The 19101-nt window shown below is 35.7% G+C and carries 14 protein-coding genes; 1 reads left to right on the plus strand and 13 read right to left on the minus strand.

What is annotated here, in order from left to right; translation table 11 throughout:
- Window positions 1-49: 49 nt before the first annotated feature.
- The 9 genes from SLH51_RS02455 to SLH51_RS02495 form a co-directional block, all read right to left on the minus strand.
- A complete protein-coding gene (locus SLH51_RS02455) occupies window positions 50-2350 on the minus strand; it encodes a glycoside hydrolase family 95 protein (RefSeq protein ID WP_335958850.1) in 2301 nt (766 codons plus the stop codon).
- 221 nt (window positions 2351-2571) lie between these two features.
- Complete coding sequence (locus SLH51_RS02460) at window positions 2572-4203, minus strand: extracellular solute-binding protein (RefSeq protein WP_335958852.1); 1632 nt, start codon at window positions 4201-4203, stop codon at window positions 2572-2574.
- Between the two features lie 120 nt (window positions 4204-4323).
- Complete coding sequence (locus SLH51_RS02465; protein ID WP_335958854.1) at window positions 4324-5223, minus strand: carbohydrate ABC transporter permease; 900 nt, start codon at window positions 5221-5223, stop codon at window positions 4324-4326.
- Window positions 5224-5240: 17 nt separating this feature from the next.
- On the minus strand, window positions 5241-6197 hold the full coding sequence (locus SLH51_RS02470) for an ABC transporter permease (RefSeq protein ID WP_390183794.1): 957 nt from the start codon (window positions 6195-6197) through the stop codon (window positions 5241-5243).
- 462 nt (window positions 6198-6659) lie between these two features.
- Window positions 6660-8987: a helix-turn-helix domain-containing protein gene (locus tag SLH51_RS02475; RefSeq protein ID WP_335958856.1), complete on the minus strand. Its 2328-nt coding sequence runs from the start codon at window positions 8985-8987 to the stop codon at window positions 6660-6662.
- Window positions 8988-9903: 916 nt separating this feature from the next.
- Window positions 9904-11856, minus strand: coding sequence for a beta-L-arabinofuranosidase domain-containing protein (locus SLH51_RS02480; RefSeq protein ID WP_335958857.1), 1953 nt, complete (start codon window positions 11854-11856; stop codon window positions 9904-9906).
- A 68-nt stretch (window positions 11857-11924) separates the two neighbouring features.
- On the minus strand, window positions 11925-12854 hold the full coding sequence (locus SLH51_RS02485) for an aldo/keto reductase (protein WP_335958858.1): 930 nt from the start codon (window positions 12852-12854) through the stop codon (window positions 11925-11927).
- A 106-nt stretch (window positions 12855-12960) separates the two neighbouring features.
- A complete protein-coding gene (locus tag SLH51_RS02490; protein ID WP_335958859.1) occupies window positions 12961-13245 on the minus strand; it encodes an amidohydrolase family protein in 285 nt (94 codons plus the stop codon).
- A gap of 65 nt (window positions 13246-13310) precedes the next feature.
- Window positions 13311-13562, minus strand: a complete 252-nt coding sequence (locus SLH51_RS02495; RefSeq protein WP_335958861.1) for a hypothetical protein — start codon at window positions 13560-13562, stop codon at window positions 13311-13313.
- A gap of 449 nt (window positions 13563-14011) precedes the next feature.
- On the opposite strand from SLH51_RS02495, the gene SLH51_RS02500 reads away from it, so the two are divergent.
- Complete coding sequence (locus tag SLH51_RS02500; protein ID WP_335958862.1) at window positions 14012-14245, plus strand: hypothetical protein; 234 nt, start codon at window positions 14012-14014, stop codon at window positions 14243-14245.
- A gap of 370 nt (window positions 14246-14615) precedes the next feature.
- Here the strand turns inward: SLH51_RS02500 and SLH51_RS02505 are convergent, their stop codons facing one another.
- The 4 genes from SLH51_RS02505 to SLH51_RS02520 form a co-directional block, all read right to left on the minus strand.
- Complete coding sequence (locus SLH51_RS02505) at window positions 14616-15233, minus strand: YesL family protein (protein WP_335958864.1); 618 nt, start codon at window positions 15231-15233, stop codon at window positions 14616-14618.
- Window positions 15234-15387: 154 nt separating this feature from the next.
- The gene (locus SLH51_RS02510) at window positions 15388-16230 is read right to left on the minus strand and encodes a carbohydrate ABC transporter permease (RefSeq protein WP_335959056.1); all 843 of its coding nucleotides are present in this window, start codon (window positions 16228-16230) and stop codon (window positions 15388-15390) included.
- 79 nt (window positions 16231-16309) lie between these two features.
- Window positions 16310-17239 (minus strand): ABC transporter permease, encoded by a 930-nt coding sequence (locus tag SLH51_RS02515; RefSeq protein ID WP_335959057.1) that lies wholly within the window; start codon window positions 17237-17239, stop codon window positions 16310-16312.
- Window positions 17240-17349: 110 nt separating this feature from the next.
- Entirely contained in the window at window positions 17350-18957 is a 1608-nt protein-coding gene (locus SLH51_RS02520; protein WP_335958865.1) for an extracellular solute-binding protein, read from the minus strand.
- Window positions 18958-19101 lie beyond the last annotated feature (144 nt).

The raw sequence follows: 19101 nt of genomic DNA on the forward strand, positions 1-19101 counted from the left end.
TCATTATTCCCTTACATTTCAAGTAATGTTCTTGGTTCGTAAAACACTACTATTCGTTGCCAATACTTGAAAGCGTGTACACAGCTTCTCGTTCAGTCGAAAAACGAATCATTCCATCGCACTGATGTAAATCATTTACCTTTTTATTATTGTTATCAGTTAACTGGAAGGGGCCGACCCAGTTTATTTTGCATTCATTTCCGTATAAAGAATGAATGACTGCCCGTTCTATTGAGCCATTATCCCAATGTAAATCAAGGGTAAACCCACCACGAGCTTTAATTCCCTTAACAAATCCTTTCTTCCATTCTTTCGGTATTGCCGGAAGAAAATGAATTGAACCAGTGTGGCTTTGTAGAAGCATTTCAGCAATTCCTGCAGTTCCACCAAAATTCCCATCGATTTGAAAAGGTGGATGGTTATCTAATAGGTTCGGAAGTGTCGAATGCTTCAACATTTCTACTATATTTGAATAAGCAAGTTCGCCGTCCAAAAGTCTTGCCCACATATTGATAATCCAAGCACGACTCCATCCAGTATGTCCCCCCCCACTTTCAAGCCTTCTTTGTAAAGTTGTTCTAGCTGCCATCGCAAGCTCTGGAGTTTGTGTGACGCTAATTTGCTTCCCAGGATGAAGCGCAAATAAATGGGAAATATGGCGGTGCCCTGGTTCTGCCTCCTCATAATCCTCCATCCATTCTTGAATTTGACCATATTTACCTATTTTCGTTTCTGGTAAACGCTTTATAACTTTAACCAATTCTTCTCTAAATTCTTCATCTCTCTCAAGGATTTCACTTGACTCAATACACGCATAAAATAATTCACGCAAGATCTGGCTATCCATTGATGGACCGATACACAACGTTCCTTTTTCACCATTAGGAAGAATATAAGTGTTTTCTGGTGAAACAGATGGACTAGTTACGAGGTACCCCCCCTCGATTTCTACTAAAAAGTCTAAAAAGAATTCTGCGGACTCTTTCATCGTCTCATAACATTGGTTAAGAAAACCTTTGTCACAGTTAAATTGATAATGCTCCCATAAGTGGAGGCAAAGCCAAGCCGCACCCATTTGCCAATAAGTAGCCGGAGGGTAAATATCTTGCGGAGCTGTATCTCCCCATATATCGGTATTATGATGTGCTACAAACCCTCTGCATCCATACATGACCTTTGCTGTTTGTCTGCCATTTACTCGCATTCGTTCGATTAAATCAAATAATGGTTCATGACATTCTGATAAATTACATACTTCAGCAGGCCAATAGTTCATTTGTGCATTAATATTAATCGTATATTTACTATCCCAAGGTGGTCTCATTTTGTCGTTCCAAATTCCCTGCAGGTTTGCTGGAAGTGTGCCAGGTCTACTGCTTGATATCAACAAATAACGACCAAACTGGAAATACAATTCTATTAACTTTTGATCTTCTAACCCACTTTTTACCCTATTCATTCTTTCGTTTATTGGCAACTCGAGTAACTCTTTATTATATTCATCAGTTAAACTCAGCTCCATGCGTTTATAGAAAGCAGAATAATCTTCTATATGATGCTGCTTCAGTTGTTCATACGTTTCACTCACTGCTTGGTCAATCTTTTTGAAACATTCCTCTTCTGGATCAGTGTGACGAAAGGTTGTCTCAGCTGCTAGAAATAACAGGACTGAATCAGCGTCACGAACAATCAGATGTTCGCCAATTGTTTCTACTGTTCCTCCCTCTGCAAAGGCAGATAAGACAGTGGAAAAATCAGATCCACTTTGACCACCACAATTTCCTTCCATAACGAGACTATTTTTTCTTTTTGAAGACACCCTTTCAACATTTCGATTCTGATCTCTTGAAAGTCTAGCAGTAAACGAGATCGATCCAATTTCATTAGATGTAATACGAATAGTGGTTACTTGATTGGGAGAACTGGAGAAAATTTCTCTTTTATATTTTTTATTATTAAAAGAATAATCAACAGATACAATCGCTTTTTCTAAGTCAAGCTTCCTAGTATATCCTTCAACTTCCTCGTGACCAAAATTTAAAAAAAGGTCACCAAGTGTCATATAATGCCTCTGAGTATCAGGTGTTCCTGATAGCGCATAAGTTGCTAGCTGTTCAGCATCACTTAACCTACCTTCCTTTAATAAGGACCTTATTTTTGGCAGGTTTTCCAATGCATCTGGATTGTTTCTATCCCTTGATCCACCATACCAGACCGATTCTTCATTTAACTGAATTTGTTCAACAGATGTTTTTCCATATATCATTGCACCTAATCGACCATTCCCAATAGGTAGTGCCTCATTCCATGTCTTTGCAGGTTTATCAAACCAAATCATATTATTATTCAAGGCTGCTTTCTCCTTCTATCATTTTATCGAATGAATTTCAGAACCGAGTTCGCTCTATATATCAAATTCTCATACCTAGCAACAACTAATTTGACTCATAAGTCATAAGCACTTTTTTCAATCAAAATTAGTGGTAGTAGAAAAGCATAAGGATAGAACCGACGAAGGTATCAAATCTTCATCGGTTCTTATTAAATTGCTCAGCTTCTCATAGCTCTAGTTTACAAATCAGAGTTATCATAAGCTTCTTGCATAATTTCAAGGTAGCGATTAAGGTTTAGTTGTTCAAACCCTTGAACGTACGCATCCCATTCCTTATCTAAATCCTTCGAACCTGTAATGAATTGTAGTGAATTCTGTTCAATATAATCCTTAATATTCGTTTGAATCATCGCAACTTCATCTGCAACAGCAGGATCAATCCAGATTGCCCAATGCGGGAATACCTCAGAAGGCTCTTTTCCTTCATATAAATGTGTTACTTCCTGTAATCTGCGCTCAAATCCTCCATCTGTATAAATGTCTGTCGCTTGGACTAAGCCATCTCTAAATTCTCTTGAATGATAATATTGCGCCAATGCACTCCAATTATCGTTCCGTGGATCTTCACCATCTTCAAGATGAATTAGTGCCAAATTAGGCTCTACCCCTTCTTCAATTGCCACTTCGCCTTCTTGAGGTTCTCTCCAACTTACGTCTTTTTCACCATGATGACTGAGAATACGCCCTTCCTCTGTAAACATGTAATCTACTAACTTAATTGCAGCAATTTGTGCTTCCTCGCTTGCATTATTCGTTAATACAAATGCTCCTCCTGGAGTACTAGGATAGTTATATGTTGCATACTCAGAATGTGGTCCTTTAAGTGGTGCAACAGCATCATAATTTTTTAAATAGTCTTCATCTGTTACAAACATATATGGATGCATAGCAGTAGACGCACCTACAATTTGCGCTTCTGAATTATTCCCTAACTTTTGATGTGCTTCAGTATTTTGTGAAAATGCCCCTTGGTCTATTAACCCCTCATCATATAAGGATTTTATATAAGCTAACCCTTCCTTCCATTCTTCCTTATTTGCTGCCATTTCAACTTTTCCTTTATTCAAAAGCAATCGTGATCTTGAATCATCATAAATGAAGCCATTCATTAAATATGGAATAACTGAAGATTCAGGTACACTAGGTGAGCCACTTAACGGAACCTCGTCTGCTTTTCCATTTCCATTTGGATCTTGCGTTTTAAAAGCAGTTAAGACATCTCTTAGTTCTTCTGTAGTTGAAGGCATGTCCAACTCTAATTTTTCAATCCATGCTGTATTAATCCAAAATTTGTTTCCGTACGAGCAATGGAAACACTCATTTAAATGGGGCAGGCCATAAATATTTCCATCTGGAGCCGTTATCATTGATTCATAGTAAGGGTGACTCGCTATAACTTCTTTAATATTTGGAGCATGTTCATCAATTAAATCATTTAAAGGAAGTACAACACCTTGTTTTCCATAACGTAGTAAATCTGTCTGAGAAAACTGATCAACCCACGGAACAAGAAGGAACAGATCTGCATAATCGCCACTGGCAAGCGCAATATTCCTTACTTCACTTGCAGAAGTACCATCATAAGTCGTTACTTGCCAATCAAATTCGATGTTAAACTTCTCTTCTGCTAATTTCGTGAAGTAGTTGGATGCTAAATTTTGTTCTGCAGTTTGTGGTGCAAAAACCTTTATATTAACAGGTCCACCTTCATTATCTTGTTTGGAGCCTTCTGTTTCGTTAGAACTACAACCAATTAGAACAATACTCGCAAAAAGTATTAGTGATAAAAATAACATCATTTTCTTTTTCATCGTACAATCCCCTTTTCATTAAAATGTTAAAACATTAGCAATCTAGCAAATACATGTAAAGACGACTCATACTATCAATATCTACTTGCATCCCCCCTTTCATTACCAGATTTATCGTGCTTATCCTTTAACTGAACCAATCATCATCCCCTTTACAAAGTGACGCTGAACAAATGGATAAATGATCATAACAGGTAAACTCGCAGCAACGATTAAAGAATATTTCATTAAGTCAGCTAGCTGCTGTCGTTCTAACATTTGGGAGGCATCCATTGAACCAGAAGCGCCGGTATTTAAAATAATTATATTTCTGAGTATCAATTGCAAAGGATGCAGCTCGGGACTCCTTAAGTAAATCAAAGCGTCAAAGTATGCATTCCACTGGCCGACCGCATACATTAAAACAAGAACGGCTATAATAGGCTTAGCCAAAGGTAACACGATTGACCAAAGGAATCGTATATCACTACATCCATCCATTTCACTTGCTTCTACTAATTCGTCTGGTATAGACGATTGAAAGAAAGTACGTGCAATAATAACTTGCCAAACTGCTATAGCATTAGGAATCAGAAGAGCCCATCTCGTATCTACCATTCCTAGCGATTGTACAACTAGATAAGTAGGAATTAACCCTCCATAAAAAAGCATTGTGAACACGATAAATATCATTAAAAACCCTCTGCCAAAGAATGTTTTTCTTGATAACGGATAAGCAATCAATACAGTCAATGTCACACTAATTAACGTACCAAAAAAAGTATAAAATAGTGAGTTAGCATACCCAGTTACAATTTGAGGATTGCTAAAGATAACTTCATACCCTTTAAATGACAAGTCTACTGGCCATAACCAAACCCTTCCAGATGAAACGGCACCAGGGCTGCTTATGGATGCGCTGACAATATAAATGAGTGGGTAAAGTACTATTACCAGTACACTTATTAGAAAAATATAGACAAATGTAAGAAAAAGTCGATCAGTATACGATTCTTTTATTTTACTTTTACGTTTAAACATTGTTTCATCCCCCCCTGTTACCACAAGCTGCTATTAGAAGTTTTCCTCGCAAGTGCATTAACACCGACAAGTAAGACTAGATTAATGACTGAATTGAACAAACCAACGGCTGTTGCAAAACTAAAGTTCGCGTTTAATAAACCAACTTTATAAACATAGGTTGCAATCACTTCAGATGTCGCAAGATTAAGAGGATTTTGTAATAAAAAGACTTTTTCAAAACCAATCGCCATAATGTTTCCTACACTTAAAATTAGAATGATCGTTGCAACAGGCATAATACTTGGCAAATCAATATAAATAATTCTCTGAAGTCTTGTAGCCCCGTCCACTTTTGCAGCTTCATAATGTGATGGGTCCACACCAGATAAAGCAGCCAAATAAATAATGGCTGAATACCCTGCTAGCTGCCATACATCTGACAACACATAAATATCCCTAAACATACTTGGAATACCGAGAAAGTCAATTGATTCCAAACCAAAAAATCCCAACATTTTATTGACTACTCCAAGCCTAGGGGAAAGCATTAATGTTAACATTGACACGATGATAACGGTTGAAATGAAATAGGGTGCATACGTTACCAGTTGAATCGTCTTTTTAAAAATACCATTTCGAATTTCATTTAATGCTAGTGCTAGAATAATCGGAATCGGAAACCCCAACGCTAACGAATACACGCTAAGCACAAATGTATTTCTTATAAGATCCCAAAATTGTGGATTATTAAAAAAGAGTTCAAAATGCTTAAGTCCTACCCACTCACTTCCCCATATACCTTGCACAACACTATAATCTTTAAATGCTATGACGGAATTGACCATAGGTATATATTTAAAAATAAGAAAATATAAAACCGGCGGGATGATCAATAAATAAAATTGCCAGTGTCTATTAAAGGACTTTTTCGCCTTTTGCCATATCGTTTTTCTCACCTCGAATGACACCTTATTCCCTACCTCAACTTTCAATTAAACCACTCCAATCTCTTGTTTTTGTAAACGCTAACAAATTCTAAATTGAATGTAGCATTTTTTTAGAATATTTAGATAGGTTCAATTAAAATTGAATGGGACAATAAAGAAGTACTATAATGTAAACGCTTTACTAACTGCCTTTAATCGCTAAATAAAGAGTCACAACCTTAGCTAATAAGAATGTAAAGAAGAGTGCGAAGGTACAATTGATTTTTTTAGGTACAATAAGCTCAATGCGTGTTTTTATAGTATGAAAAGGTACATTTAACGAAAAAGTGGGCATGTACGACTTGCACGTATTGTTAGCTTAAGCGTACTGTTAGTACCAGACAAAAAATACTTCATTATCATCCCTACTTTTTTAACATTTAATCTATAGATAAAAAGAAGCAAAGAAAAAAAACAAATAGACATGTATCTACTTGTTTTTAAAAAGGTTATTACCGTTTTCAAGCTCTAAATATTTTTTCCCTCATCGTTTGGATTTGTTGCTTGTCTATAAACTTTTGGAGTTACATTTAACACCCTTTTAAAAGCCCTGCGGAATGAATGGGCAGAATTGTAGCCAACTTTTACCGATATCTCTTCAATGGTCAAGTCAGTTGTGATAAGTAACTCAGACGCTTTTGTAATCCGTAATTTCTCAATATAATCAGATAGATATTCACCTAATTGCTCCTTAAAAAGTTGGGAAACAAATTTTTCAGGAAGACCTATTTTTTCTGAGATTCGGTACAAAGATAGGTCAGAATCACCATAGTTTTCTTCTAATAACTCAATTATTAACTTTACAGAGTGATCATTTGTTTCTTTTTTTCTCTTATTTACTAAACTACAATACTCATCTACTATACATTCAAACCTTTTCCAAACTTGTTCTATTCCAAGATTCAGTTGAATCTGTAGCACTTTATCTATTAATGTCTTCGATTCATCACTATATTTGTACGTATCTGAGTAAAATGCCTTTATAAGCGTAGATTTCATTTGTTCAAGTAACTGCTCTACAATTTGAGGCGATAATTCTTTTTCATAAAAATTCTCTTGAAAAATTTGCTTTAATATTTCTTTGATATCATTTGTTTCTCCTGCTCTTAGCAAATTGATCAGACGAAGCTCAAGATCAATTGGATAATAAAAAATGCGAGTTTCTTTTACAATATCTTGATACCAAGAGATCTTGCTCTCATTTATTTCAGTAAACGTAAAGTCTAAGACCTGTCTTGCTTCATAATAAGAACGGCTTATTTGCTGATAACTTTTGAAGGCTTTCCCTATATACGTTGAAACCGAAATACGATATGACTTTTCTACTAACTGAGTAAGTGCATTGATAAGACGTTTTACTTCATGATTAGCATTTGATACTTTTTCTTGATGAAAAGTAAGAATAAAAACAATCTTATCTGAATGTAAATCGGTCATAAGAATCGTTGGTTCTAGTTCTTTGAGCGCGCGCTTAATAATAAAACGTGATGAACTCAACTCTTTATGAATCTCTTTATTCTCCATATCTCCATACCCATTAATTTTCAAGATTCCTACATAGCCAAACTCCCCTTTAAAGAATATTTGCAATTGCTCTGCCCTTTCGGATATTCCTTTCTGTGAGTATACTTCTCCATTCAATAAACTTTTTATAAAAGAATCTTTCAATAATTCATTTTGATTTGTTAGTTCATTTTCTAACGATTGATGATTCGTTATTAACTTCGAAATATTTCCATGCAAAAAGTCAAATTCATTTTTGTGGGTAACAGGCTCCGAACCAAATTGGTCTTTTACTACATTCATTAGATTATTGATAGGTGTACTATCTCTATATGCAAGGAACAAACAAAGTAAGATTCCAACTACTAGCGTACTACCAGTAACAATCCATGTTATTTGTTTAATACTTTCCGCCTTTTTCATTAATCCTTGTTTTGGGATACCTGCAACATAATGCCAACCATTGAAGTCTGACTGAATAGATAATAGCATCGTTTCATTATCTATGATCTTAGGTGAAGAATCTGTATCGCTTTCTAGCTTATTGACAATTTCTTTTGTTTGAACCTCACCAATCCCCATCATTGTAAGAGGATGTCCCTCTTTGTCAGCAACAAAGGCCCAGCCTCCATACTGTTTAGATAAACCTTCTAATAGAACACCAATTTGTTGTTGATCAATCGTCACAACTGCCGTACCCAATGGTTGGTCAAAACTATTAAAGGGCAGCGATTGGACATAACTGATGACAGAAAGCTCTTTTTTATTACTTGTATATGAACTAAGTGGGAGTATTTCACCTTGATGATTTGCTTCTAAAATATTTTTTTTCCATTGATCATAAGAAAGATCATTATAATGATAAATTTCATAAAAATGGTCAGCTCTAAAATAAACGGATCCACCTTTTAAAACAGCATCATAATTATTAAAATAGATATAAAAGTCCTCTAAAAAATCGTTCGAATGGGCATAAGTTGAAATAAAACGTGAAGTTTCTATTAAACTATACATATCTATCTTCTTAGGATCCAATCTAGCAATTAAATGTTGATTAAAATCATAAATTGCAAGCTGTCTAGTAAACCTATCAATTTCCGTTATTCTTCCTTCTAAAATTTCCTTACTCTTATTTAAAATCAACTCACTTGACTCAATTGAACTTTCCTTTGCAACATCCATTGACACTTGGTATGATATTATGCCCGTAATAAGTGGAAATAAAAGAATAATTATGTACGAAATTAAGTATCTTCTGAATGTCTTAGATAATCTAGTGTTTAAAGGCAACAAAATCCCTCCTCCCCAAAAAAAGATAACGCTTTCATTTTCGGGCGATAAAAAAATAGAACCCATTCAGCGTTAATACTACTACTTTATCACGTTTTTCTAGATATAAAAAGAAATTGCTGATTTATTTTAAATGTTGCTTGCGCTACAACAAGTAATAAAACAATCACTGCAACTTGCATAGCTCGCAGTCATTAGTTAAAAGTTAAATAATTGTTTGTCGTACTTAATAGGTTAGGTTGTAAGTTCCGCTCTTGAAAAACTCTACTATTATCATCAAGTTCATTGTTTGAATGAAGTCTAGTAACATCTTCTTATACATACGTTTAGCTTGGCGGTTGAGAAGACATTAAGTGAGGACTAAGAGGAAATTTTGTGGGACAGTTTCTTTCTACCTGCTCTTAATTTACCTTTGCTGATAAGGATGCGTTCTTGAAAACAAAAAAATGCGTTGATATTATGGAATTGTGTGCAAAACGCGTTGCAGCCCCTTCAACTTTATCTGTTCTCTTGATTTCCGCTGTCGGAATTAATCTGCTTTCACACGATTTTCTCAATGACCGCAAAGCATAGTGACTGACCACCATAAGTAAGTTCTTTTTCTCTGGAATAATCCGGATTCCAGCAGGCTTGCCTGGAGATTCCAGGATATCAAATGAAATCCGATTACCACCAAATTAACTAACAACTTCCAAGTTTCATGGCTCGAAGGTGAGATCAAACTATGCTGTAAAGCGGTGCTTTTTTCTGCAGACTTTCTTCTAATTCTCTTTCCATGAGGATCAGCTCCACTTCCTCTACGGCTAATATTGACTCAGGTATCAAAGCCGTCACAGGGCATGGATTCACCGTATTTTGAGCTATTGGACAACCAATTCAAATTGTATTTTGCTAGCCATATATTCCTCCCATTTAGCACTCATGTTTCTTCGTATGCCGCGCTGCCATCCTTGGCAAAGGAAAAACTGCTATTTTGCGATAAAGTTCCTGTCAAATCTAAATATACTGTGTATTCTTTTTCTTCAACTTTGTACAGTGGTATGAATGTCACTTTATTGCCCTGATCGTCATCCACAGCAAATTCTAACCTATCCTTTTGAAGCTTAACGAATGTTTCATTGATATTGCGATTCGTAATACCCTTCAAAGGAGAAGTCTGTCCAATCTGAGCGAGTAAAACATTTCCAAACATTACCGCCGCTAAACCTTCACTGCCTTGGAGCGGAACTAAATGCAAGAAAATATCGATTTCAATTTCGATTTTATCCTTATTGTTAAAAACACGATCAATAACGATGTACCCGTGCTCCTTCTTAAGGTCAATAAGAATGGAATTGATTTTTATTGCTTTGACTGCTTCTCCCTTTAACATTAGTTTAAACTTTGTAGGTGCAGCGACTTCAATCATGAGCGTAGACGTAAGATTGTCTGGAAATTCCGTAAGCTGAGTAATTTTGGCATTCTTTTCATTCCAAACAACCTTCGATGAGATAAAAGCATTGAGTAGTATTGCGTCCTCGTTTTTGAACCAGATGTTCTTTTGAATTTCACTCATAGCTTCGACTCCCGATGCGGTACAGCACCAGAAGGAATCAAACAAGCCACTAAATTTTTTGACGGCGCAACTCCCCATAGGCTGATGATACTGTGAAAGGCCAGTTTTATCACTTGCACTGTTTAATATGGCATTATATTTCAGAATTTCCATATGGTCCAAATATTCAATCGATGCGGACCATTCAAACAACCTCTCAAGAATACGTTCCGTATTATGTGCACAGCAACTCTCGCTTTCACCACCTTTTAACGCATCTCCAAGCGTTCCAAAGCCTCCCCAGTGTTCCGATTTTTCGGAAACTCCGCCTTTAATAAAGGCAGTGGCCTTTGAGCTGCTGTTTCCGTTTGCGAAAGTCCTTCCTAATAAGTAATCATAAAAATTTACCGCCGCTGTCTTATATTTTTTCTCGCCACTGATGTTATACCTATGCATTACGGCAATAATCATTGGAAGGTGAGTGTTAGCGTGCAGATTTTCAAGCACATCGTTATCGGCTTCAAGATTATCTATAAAATAATCCCTATCGAAAATATTGGCCAATTCGAGTATTTTGGAATCGCCTGTAATGTCATACAGGGTGTAGAGGGAATCACCAATTCCGCCAAACTCATTCACCGGATTAACCTTCGTACAACGGAGGATACCGTCGATTTTCCAGAAGGAAAGATTCTCAAATCGTCTATGAATGTAATATGCTAGATTAACCGCAAGTGCTAGGGATTTATCGCTGCTGAGAAAAATATGACAATCAACCAGTCCTTGCATAATTTTGTGCAAGGTATAGTAGGGTGCCCATACGTTCCTGTTCTCCTCGAATTCCAGCATATCAAGCTTCTCTTCTTCAAATGCGCTCAGATAACCGTTTGATTTTGCACACAAATCCATAATATCAACGATCTCATTTGCTTTTGTTTTCAAAAATTCATCCTTATCAGCATATGCGAATTTGGAGCAGGCAGAAAGAAAATGTCCTACAAAATGTCCTCTAAGACCGCACTCAACGTCTTCCCAACCGCCCAGCGGCTCTGCATTTGATGGGATTCCAGCATTAATTTTAAACGTATGCATAAGTCGATTGGTGTCAAATTCAACAATATACTTTTTTACGAGTTCTCTTCGAAAAGCAAAATATTTGTCTGTCAACACTACTTCATCCAAGGTAAAATTAGTAAACAAACGTGACACCTCTATTTTTAATGAGTAAATTTTAGCGATAAAACAAGCTGTATTATTCTTTATATAGCTGACCTCGATTTCTTTCAAATTAAATGTTTGAGATTGTACGTGTTTTATAAGGAAAGATTTTTTAAGCATATGTATTTATTGCCATTTTATCATGCTCCATCAACTTTTCAGCAGTCTCGACTGTAGAATTCCTCCACCTAATTCCACTCTGCATTGCCACTTCGCCACGTTTTATTATGAATAGGTTTGAAAATATCAAGAACAGCTACTAAAATATCCTCATTTATTGGTTCCTCAGTCCATTTAATATTTCGAGTTATGTTTTTTACACTTGCAGTACTAACTAAAGTAGTAGGAATCAACTCATTTTGTACAGAATATTGAATAGCTAATTTAGCCAGATCTTCACCGTGTTGTTTACAATATTCCGCAGCTTTTTGACACGCCTGCTTTATTTCCTCATCAGCAGGATGCCAATCCGCTACAACGCGTGTGCTTAATAATCCCATTGAGAGCGGAGAAGCATTAATTAATCCCACCTGCTTTTCTTCTAATAAAGGGATAAGAGATAAAAGAGACGTATCATTTAATGAATAATGACAATAGGATAGAATAACATCTAAATCTGCTTTGCTAAGAACTTTATCAAAAATAGATAGAGGTAATCCAGATACTCCGTAAAATCGAATTTTACCCTGTTCTTTTAACTCCTCTAATGCAGGAATTCCTTCCTCTATCACTTGATCATAAGAGCCAAATTCAATATCATGTAATAATAAAATGTCTACATAATCCGTACCCAATCTTTGAAGACTTTCCTCTAAACTTTTCGTTATACTGTTCTTTGAAAAATCAAACTCATCTTTACCATATCTACCCGCTTTAGTAGAAAGGTAATATTTATCTCGTGAAATATCTCTTAATGCATTCCCTAGAACCGTCTCTGCCTTTGTTAATCCATAAAATGGTGAAACATCAATCAAATTAATGCCTTGATCAATGGCAGCATGAACAGACTTAATTCCTTCATCTTCATTAATTTCCCTAAAAACCGCCCCAAGTGACGACGCACCATAACTAAGTACAGACACATCTAATCCAGTTTTTCCTAATTTTCTATATTTCAAAATTCTTCCTCCTCTTTTCTATTATTAAGTTTGTAAAAATCTATCGCATTTTTACCAAATACCAATTCTCTTTCTTCCTTTGAAACATAGTTTATAAGTGTATCGTTTAATAGATTGTAAACATCTTTATAACTAGCTGCCATAAACAAACTGGCCAATCACTTCCATACATAACACGGCGAATCCCTAAAACATCCATGATATGATATACATAAGGAATAAACTCCTCTTTTTTCCATTCTTGGTGGTTTGCTTCTGTTACCATTCCGGATAGTTTACAATAGATGTTTGGGTGACTAGCAATTTCAGCCATTTGACTTTTCCACGGTTCTAATTTCCCTTGTCCAATTTCTGGCTTAGCAATATGATCGATTACACCTCTAATTGACACATGATTTAATAATTCACATACGGCAGAAAGATGACTGGAATGAACTAAAAAGCTCGACTGGAAGATCAATATTCCAAAAATAAGAGAACGCTTTCAAATAATTTGGACTTAATCCATATTGGGATCATAAAACAGATTCCAACAAACTTCGGATTTTTTCTAAAAGTCTCCAGTTGTTTCTCATAAGAAGAATTATCTATGTCAATCCACCCGATTACACCAATGATGGATTCAGGACGTTCACTTAGTGAAAGAATAAATTCAGTTTCTTCAATGGTTGGAGCAGCTTGAACAGCAATCGTTTTTCTATACCACACCCCTATAAATGTTCTAAATCTAATTAAAAATTGTACAAATATAGCTTATCACCAAAAATTCGAAATAAAAATTACATTTCTTGCTTTTTTTATACTATTTTTTGATATAAAGTATAGGTGATAATAATGAAAGCAATAAAAAAACACTAGTTCTCCCTAGCTACTTTGATGAACTCTAGTGCAGGGTATCGGTTACATCGACTTCTTTGGGAATTAAACGCAAGCTATGAGGTGATCAATCAAGACATGAGCTTAAGTTTCTCGAATATTATCGAAAAAGTCGTAGGGACAAGTGTCATGTGGAAGAATATGTCTGCCTTTCTGAATCACAAGGCGCAGCAACCATCCGATTTGACGGTTATACAGATGACTATTTAACAGGTCTAGTCGCAAGAGACAACTGGGCTTAGCTAAATGATGACATTGTCATAGCCTACTTAAGAGCTCATTTGCGAACACACCAATTTGTGAGAGAATACCCGCCTAAGGCTGCAAAACTATTAAGTGAATCAACAGGAATTTCACATGAGATCACCACGAGTATTGTCTCAAAAGTAAGTTGGGATGCTGCTGTTTACAAACAAGACTTAGAAACGTTCCAAAACCTTTCCGTTACAGGTCATGCTTTCTCTGAAAATCTAACTGGTTCTCATACTAATAATTGTAAATTGTATCCCCTATAAAGGATATATCTCAATGAAGCTTCAAAAATGTTAAACCTGATGAGAGTCTTTGATGACCGATAGAGGGAGAGTGGAGTTTGGAGTATTTGTATTAGAAGGCGGGTGATTGAGTTTCTACCTACAAAACCTATTCACGATATAACGCGGGACTTGTTATGTTAAAAAAGCGAACGAAAAAGATTCTTCCCTCCCTTTGCTTCTATTTTTACCAATCGAGAAAAAGTACTTGTCCCCAGTACCTAAAAGTACTGAGGGACAAGTACTTAATCCTAATGTTTTTCATAACTGCACATTATCATTTCCTTATCTATGAAATTCAAATCCTAATTTGTAGAATTACTATAGAATTTATTTAGCTATTTCACCTTCCTTATGGAGAAATCATATCTTTTTTCGGAAATGATAATGATGCTATTTTCATAATGAGTAAACTGAGTAAACTGACACCAAAAACAGGGATTAACCCAGGAATGTACAGAAATAAAAATAGTACAATACCTAATCCTATAATCATAATGATTGTTTGGATTGGTTTACCTATAGCTAAAAACAACGAATACTTTAAGTATTGAACCATTCTTAATTCAAAATGAACAAAAACAGGAAATATATAGATGATAGTAAGCAAATAGACAAGGGTAATGACGAAGGTTACGATCATCAAAGAATGGTGTAAGAGGCTACTATCTAATTGTTGTAGTACTCGTAGATTTATGTATAAAATAACTCCAACTATCGAAATCACATAACCGAGAAAATTTGCTTTAAAGAACTCTACTTTAAACGTATTCCAAAATAATTTCAAGATCGGAACTTCTTCTGGTTCCATAACTAGCTTTCTCGTAACAGCAAATAGTGCTACAGTAGCCGGAAAGACTCCCAAAACAAAAAGTCCCAAGAAAGAAAAAACTACCCATAACATATTTAACAAAAATAAATTAAATCCGAACATCCCTAACCGGATGTACCAGTCTGTAAAACCCTTCATGTTCATTCCCCCTCTCACTTGATCGAAAACTCTCTCCTCATTCAACCAAACGATAAACAGCATCAAAGCAGAAACTAGTCACTTCTTCATTATTGCTTTGATGCTTGTATTTTTCTATTCTATGAATCAGACCTTCTTCACTTTGTTCTCTTTATTAACCTTTTACAGAACCAATCATAACGCCCTTTTCAAAGTATTTTTGTATAAAAGGATAGACAATTAAGATCGGTAATGTTGATACGATAATCACCCCATATTTAATTTGGTCTGCATATCTTTGTGCATATCCTCCAGCAGCCCCCCCACTACCGGCTCCTTCAGCAAATACTTGATTCGATATCAAAATATCCCTTAAGACGATTTGCAACGGTTGTAAACTATAATCTCGAACGTAAATTAAACCAGTAAAGAAGTTGTTCCAATGAAAAACTAAATAATAGAGTCCAATGACAGAAATAACTGCTTTAGACAGAGGCATTACAATTTTCATAAAGAACCTAAAATGATTACAGCCGTCAATTGAAGCAGCCTCATACATTTCTCTAGGAATCGTATGCTCAAAAAACGTTCTTGTAATAATAAGATTAAAGACATTGACCGTTGCTGGATTCAAAATGAAAACCCACATCGTATTAATTAAGTTTAAATCTTTCATTAAAAGATAAGTAGGAATTAACCCGCCATTGAAGAACATCGTGAAAATAAAGAAAAACATTAACAATCTTCTAGCTCTGAATTCATACCGTGATAAAACATACGCAGCCGGTAATGTGAACAATAAGTTCACGAAAGTTCCTCCAAAAGCGTAAATCATCGTATTTCTATAACCAGTCCAAATTCTTGAGTCCTGAAAGATCTCTTGATATCCAAACAGACTAAACCCTTTTGGAAATAATAACACTTGCCCAGTCGAAACAAGAGTAGAGTCACTGACTGATGCAATGACGACAAAATACAATGGATAAGCAATGATCAAGAAAATTAAGATACATGTCATATAAACAAAAATATCAAAAAGGACATCTGAACTCTTTCTATGTTTAAAAAGACCCACGTTACTCCCTCCTTCACTCTTTTTACCACAAGCTAATTTTTGAAGTTCTCTTTGCAATGTAGTTCATCAAGACTAATAAAGAAAAATTAATTAGTGTATTAAATAATCCAATTGCCGCAGCATAACTAAATTGATTAGACATGATACCGACCTTATACACATACGTTTCTATTACTTCTGAAACTGGTAAATTTAACGTGTTTTGCATTAAGTAAATTTTCTCGAAGCCTGTACTAATAATTGTACCCATATTAAGGATTAGGAGAATAATAATTGTAGGCACAATCGCTGGGAGCTCTACATTTCGAATGATTTGCCACCTACTAGCTCCATCTACCTTCGCAGAATCGTATAATTGTGGATCAACACTGGCAAGCGCAGCTAAATAAATAATGCTATTCCAGCCGACATGCTGCCAAACATCGGATAACACATAAACCGGTACAAATGTATTGGTAGAAGCTAATAAGTTAATATGTCCAAGTCCAATCGTATTCATAAAGTGCCCAACAATCCCCGTGTTTGGTGATAATAAGACATTTAATAACCCAACTAATACAACCATTGAGATAAAGTGTGGTAAATACACCGTTGTTTGTAACACTCTTTTTGCTCGTTTAAATCGTATTTGGTTAATTAATAACGCCAAAATAATAGGAGCAGGAAAACCAACAATAATTGTTGTCAAACTAATAACAAGTGTATTTCTCATCAAATCGGTAAAAATATGACTTCCAATAAACTGCTGAAAATACTTTAATCCTACCCATTCTCCACCAGCAAGACCTGCGACAAAATCATATTCACGAAACGCTAGTTGAATTCCATACATCGGTATGTAATTAAAGATAAAAACACAGGCAATCGCAGGAAGGATCATCAGCCATAATTGGTAGTCTCGCTTAAATGTATTAAAGATCGTTGGCTTTTTTTGTACAGTTATGCTAGTCATCGTACTCATTTTTTTGGTTTGAGGATTTATAAAGGGCATAATTGATTCTCCTTTATTTATGGAAGATGCTATACCTTCGATAAATGGTATAGCATCTCCAAATGATTTAATTATTGAATTTCAGCTACATACTCATCGTAATACGATTGCATGATTTCAATATTTTCATTAATTCCCATGTTTATCAATTGTTCCACATAGCTATCCCACTCTGCTTCAATTCCACCTTCAGTAATCCACTGAGAATACTTTGCCATAGCTAGATTCATAAGCTCTGTGTTTACTAAGGTCATCTTATTGTTGTCATCAATACTGTATTTTACAAACATGCCAGGAAAAACATCTTTAATAGGGTCTACGTTTTCAAAAGCAGGCAAAAGTGGCTCTGTTTGCGCTCCAACTGATTGCATGTCAGTACCTAACGTTAAGTCTAATGAATCTGCAATGTACATCGGTCCGTTATCCGCCCATGATGTTGTCCATTTCCACGTACCTGGATCCATATTTTCATCTTGTGGAGGTAATACACTATATGATCCATCCCCATTATCTTCAATATTTGTTCCTAGCGATCCGAATAATACTTGCATACTCACTTCTGGATCATACAATTCATTGATAAATTTCATAGCTGCTTCTTTGTGTTGACTGTTTGCAGATATTTGAACCATATTCATTCCATAATTTAATTGATTGTAATCATAGCTCCAAGATACGTCATCCGTAGAATTTGCGGATGTTTTCACTTGTGGCATCGCAACATATTGAGAAGACAACTCATTGCCGAATCTGTCCGTTAGCTCCCACCCATAAGTGTATCCCACTTTTCCAACTGAGCTCTCGCCACGGGCAATAGATTGATATCTTGTATAATCTTGTGTAAATACTTCCGAATTAATTAACCCATCCTTCCAAAGCTTATGCAGAAATTCAACTACCTCTTTATATCTCTCATCGATCAAGAAGTTGTTTACTACACCGTCTTCAACAAAATAACCTTGGCCGCCACCACCTGAAATGGTCATACCAGTACTTCCTAAAAGTACAGTAGGTTGAAAGAACCCAAACCCTGTCGTTCCTGTTGGAGAGAAGTCCATTGGAATTTCATCATTTGGATCTCCGTTTCCATTTGCATCTTGCTCTTTAAACGCTTTTAATACTTCATATAATTCATCCCAATTCGTTGGCATGTCTAATCCTAGATTATCTAACCACTCTTGATTGATAAATTGTCTAGTTGCTGTTTCAGGCCAAAATCTTTGGTACTTAGGCAAACCGAAGATCTTTCCGTCTAGTTGCGTTGCAATAATTCTAGTTTCGGGCTTTTCTTCAAACATCGTTTGGACATTTGGTGCATGTTCATCAATTAATTCACTTAAATCTTCAAATAACCCTGTAAACCGTGCAAAATCGGCGTCTGTAATCACATTAGGTCCGACAATTATATCTGGAATATCACCACCAGCTAGCATTGCCCCTTTTTTCTGATCCCAATCAGCTGAAACCTCTTCCCATTTTATTGATACCCCAGCACGTTCTTCAGCCTCTTTTAACCACTCCATCTCTGACAAGTCGTTTGTTAAAGCGTGTTTAAGAATAATACCTTCTAGTACTACTCTACCGTCTTCTGTTACTTCTTTGCTTGTATCTTTACTACAACCGACGAGTGCAACGATCAAAAAACAAAGAACTAGAAATACAGACGATACTTTTTTCATACTGCTTCCCCCTATTTTTCAATTTCACAAACTCATTTTCGAGCCAGCAATTACTCTGAACGAATCACAACACCCTTTCATTCCCCCTAAAAAAAGTGATGAAAAAAAACTTAACTTATACGTATAATTGACTTACTATCTTCA

Origin of the sequence: Halalkalibacter kiskunsagensis, from assembly GCF_037027555.1 — a bacterium.
GTDB classification, from domain to species: Bacteria; Bacillota; Bacilli; order Bacillales; family Bacillaceae_D; genus Halalkalibacter; species Halalkalibacter kiskunsagensis.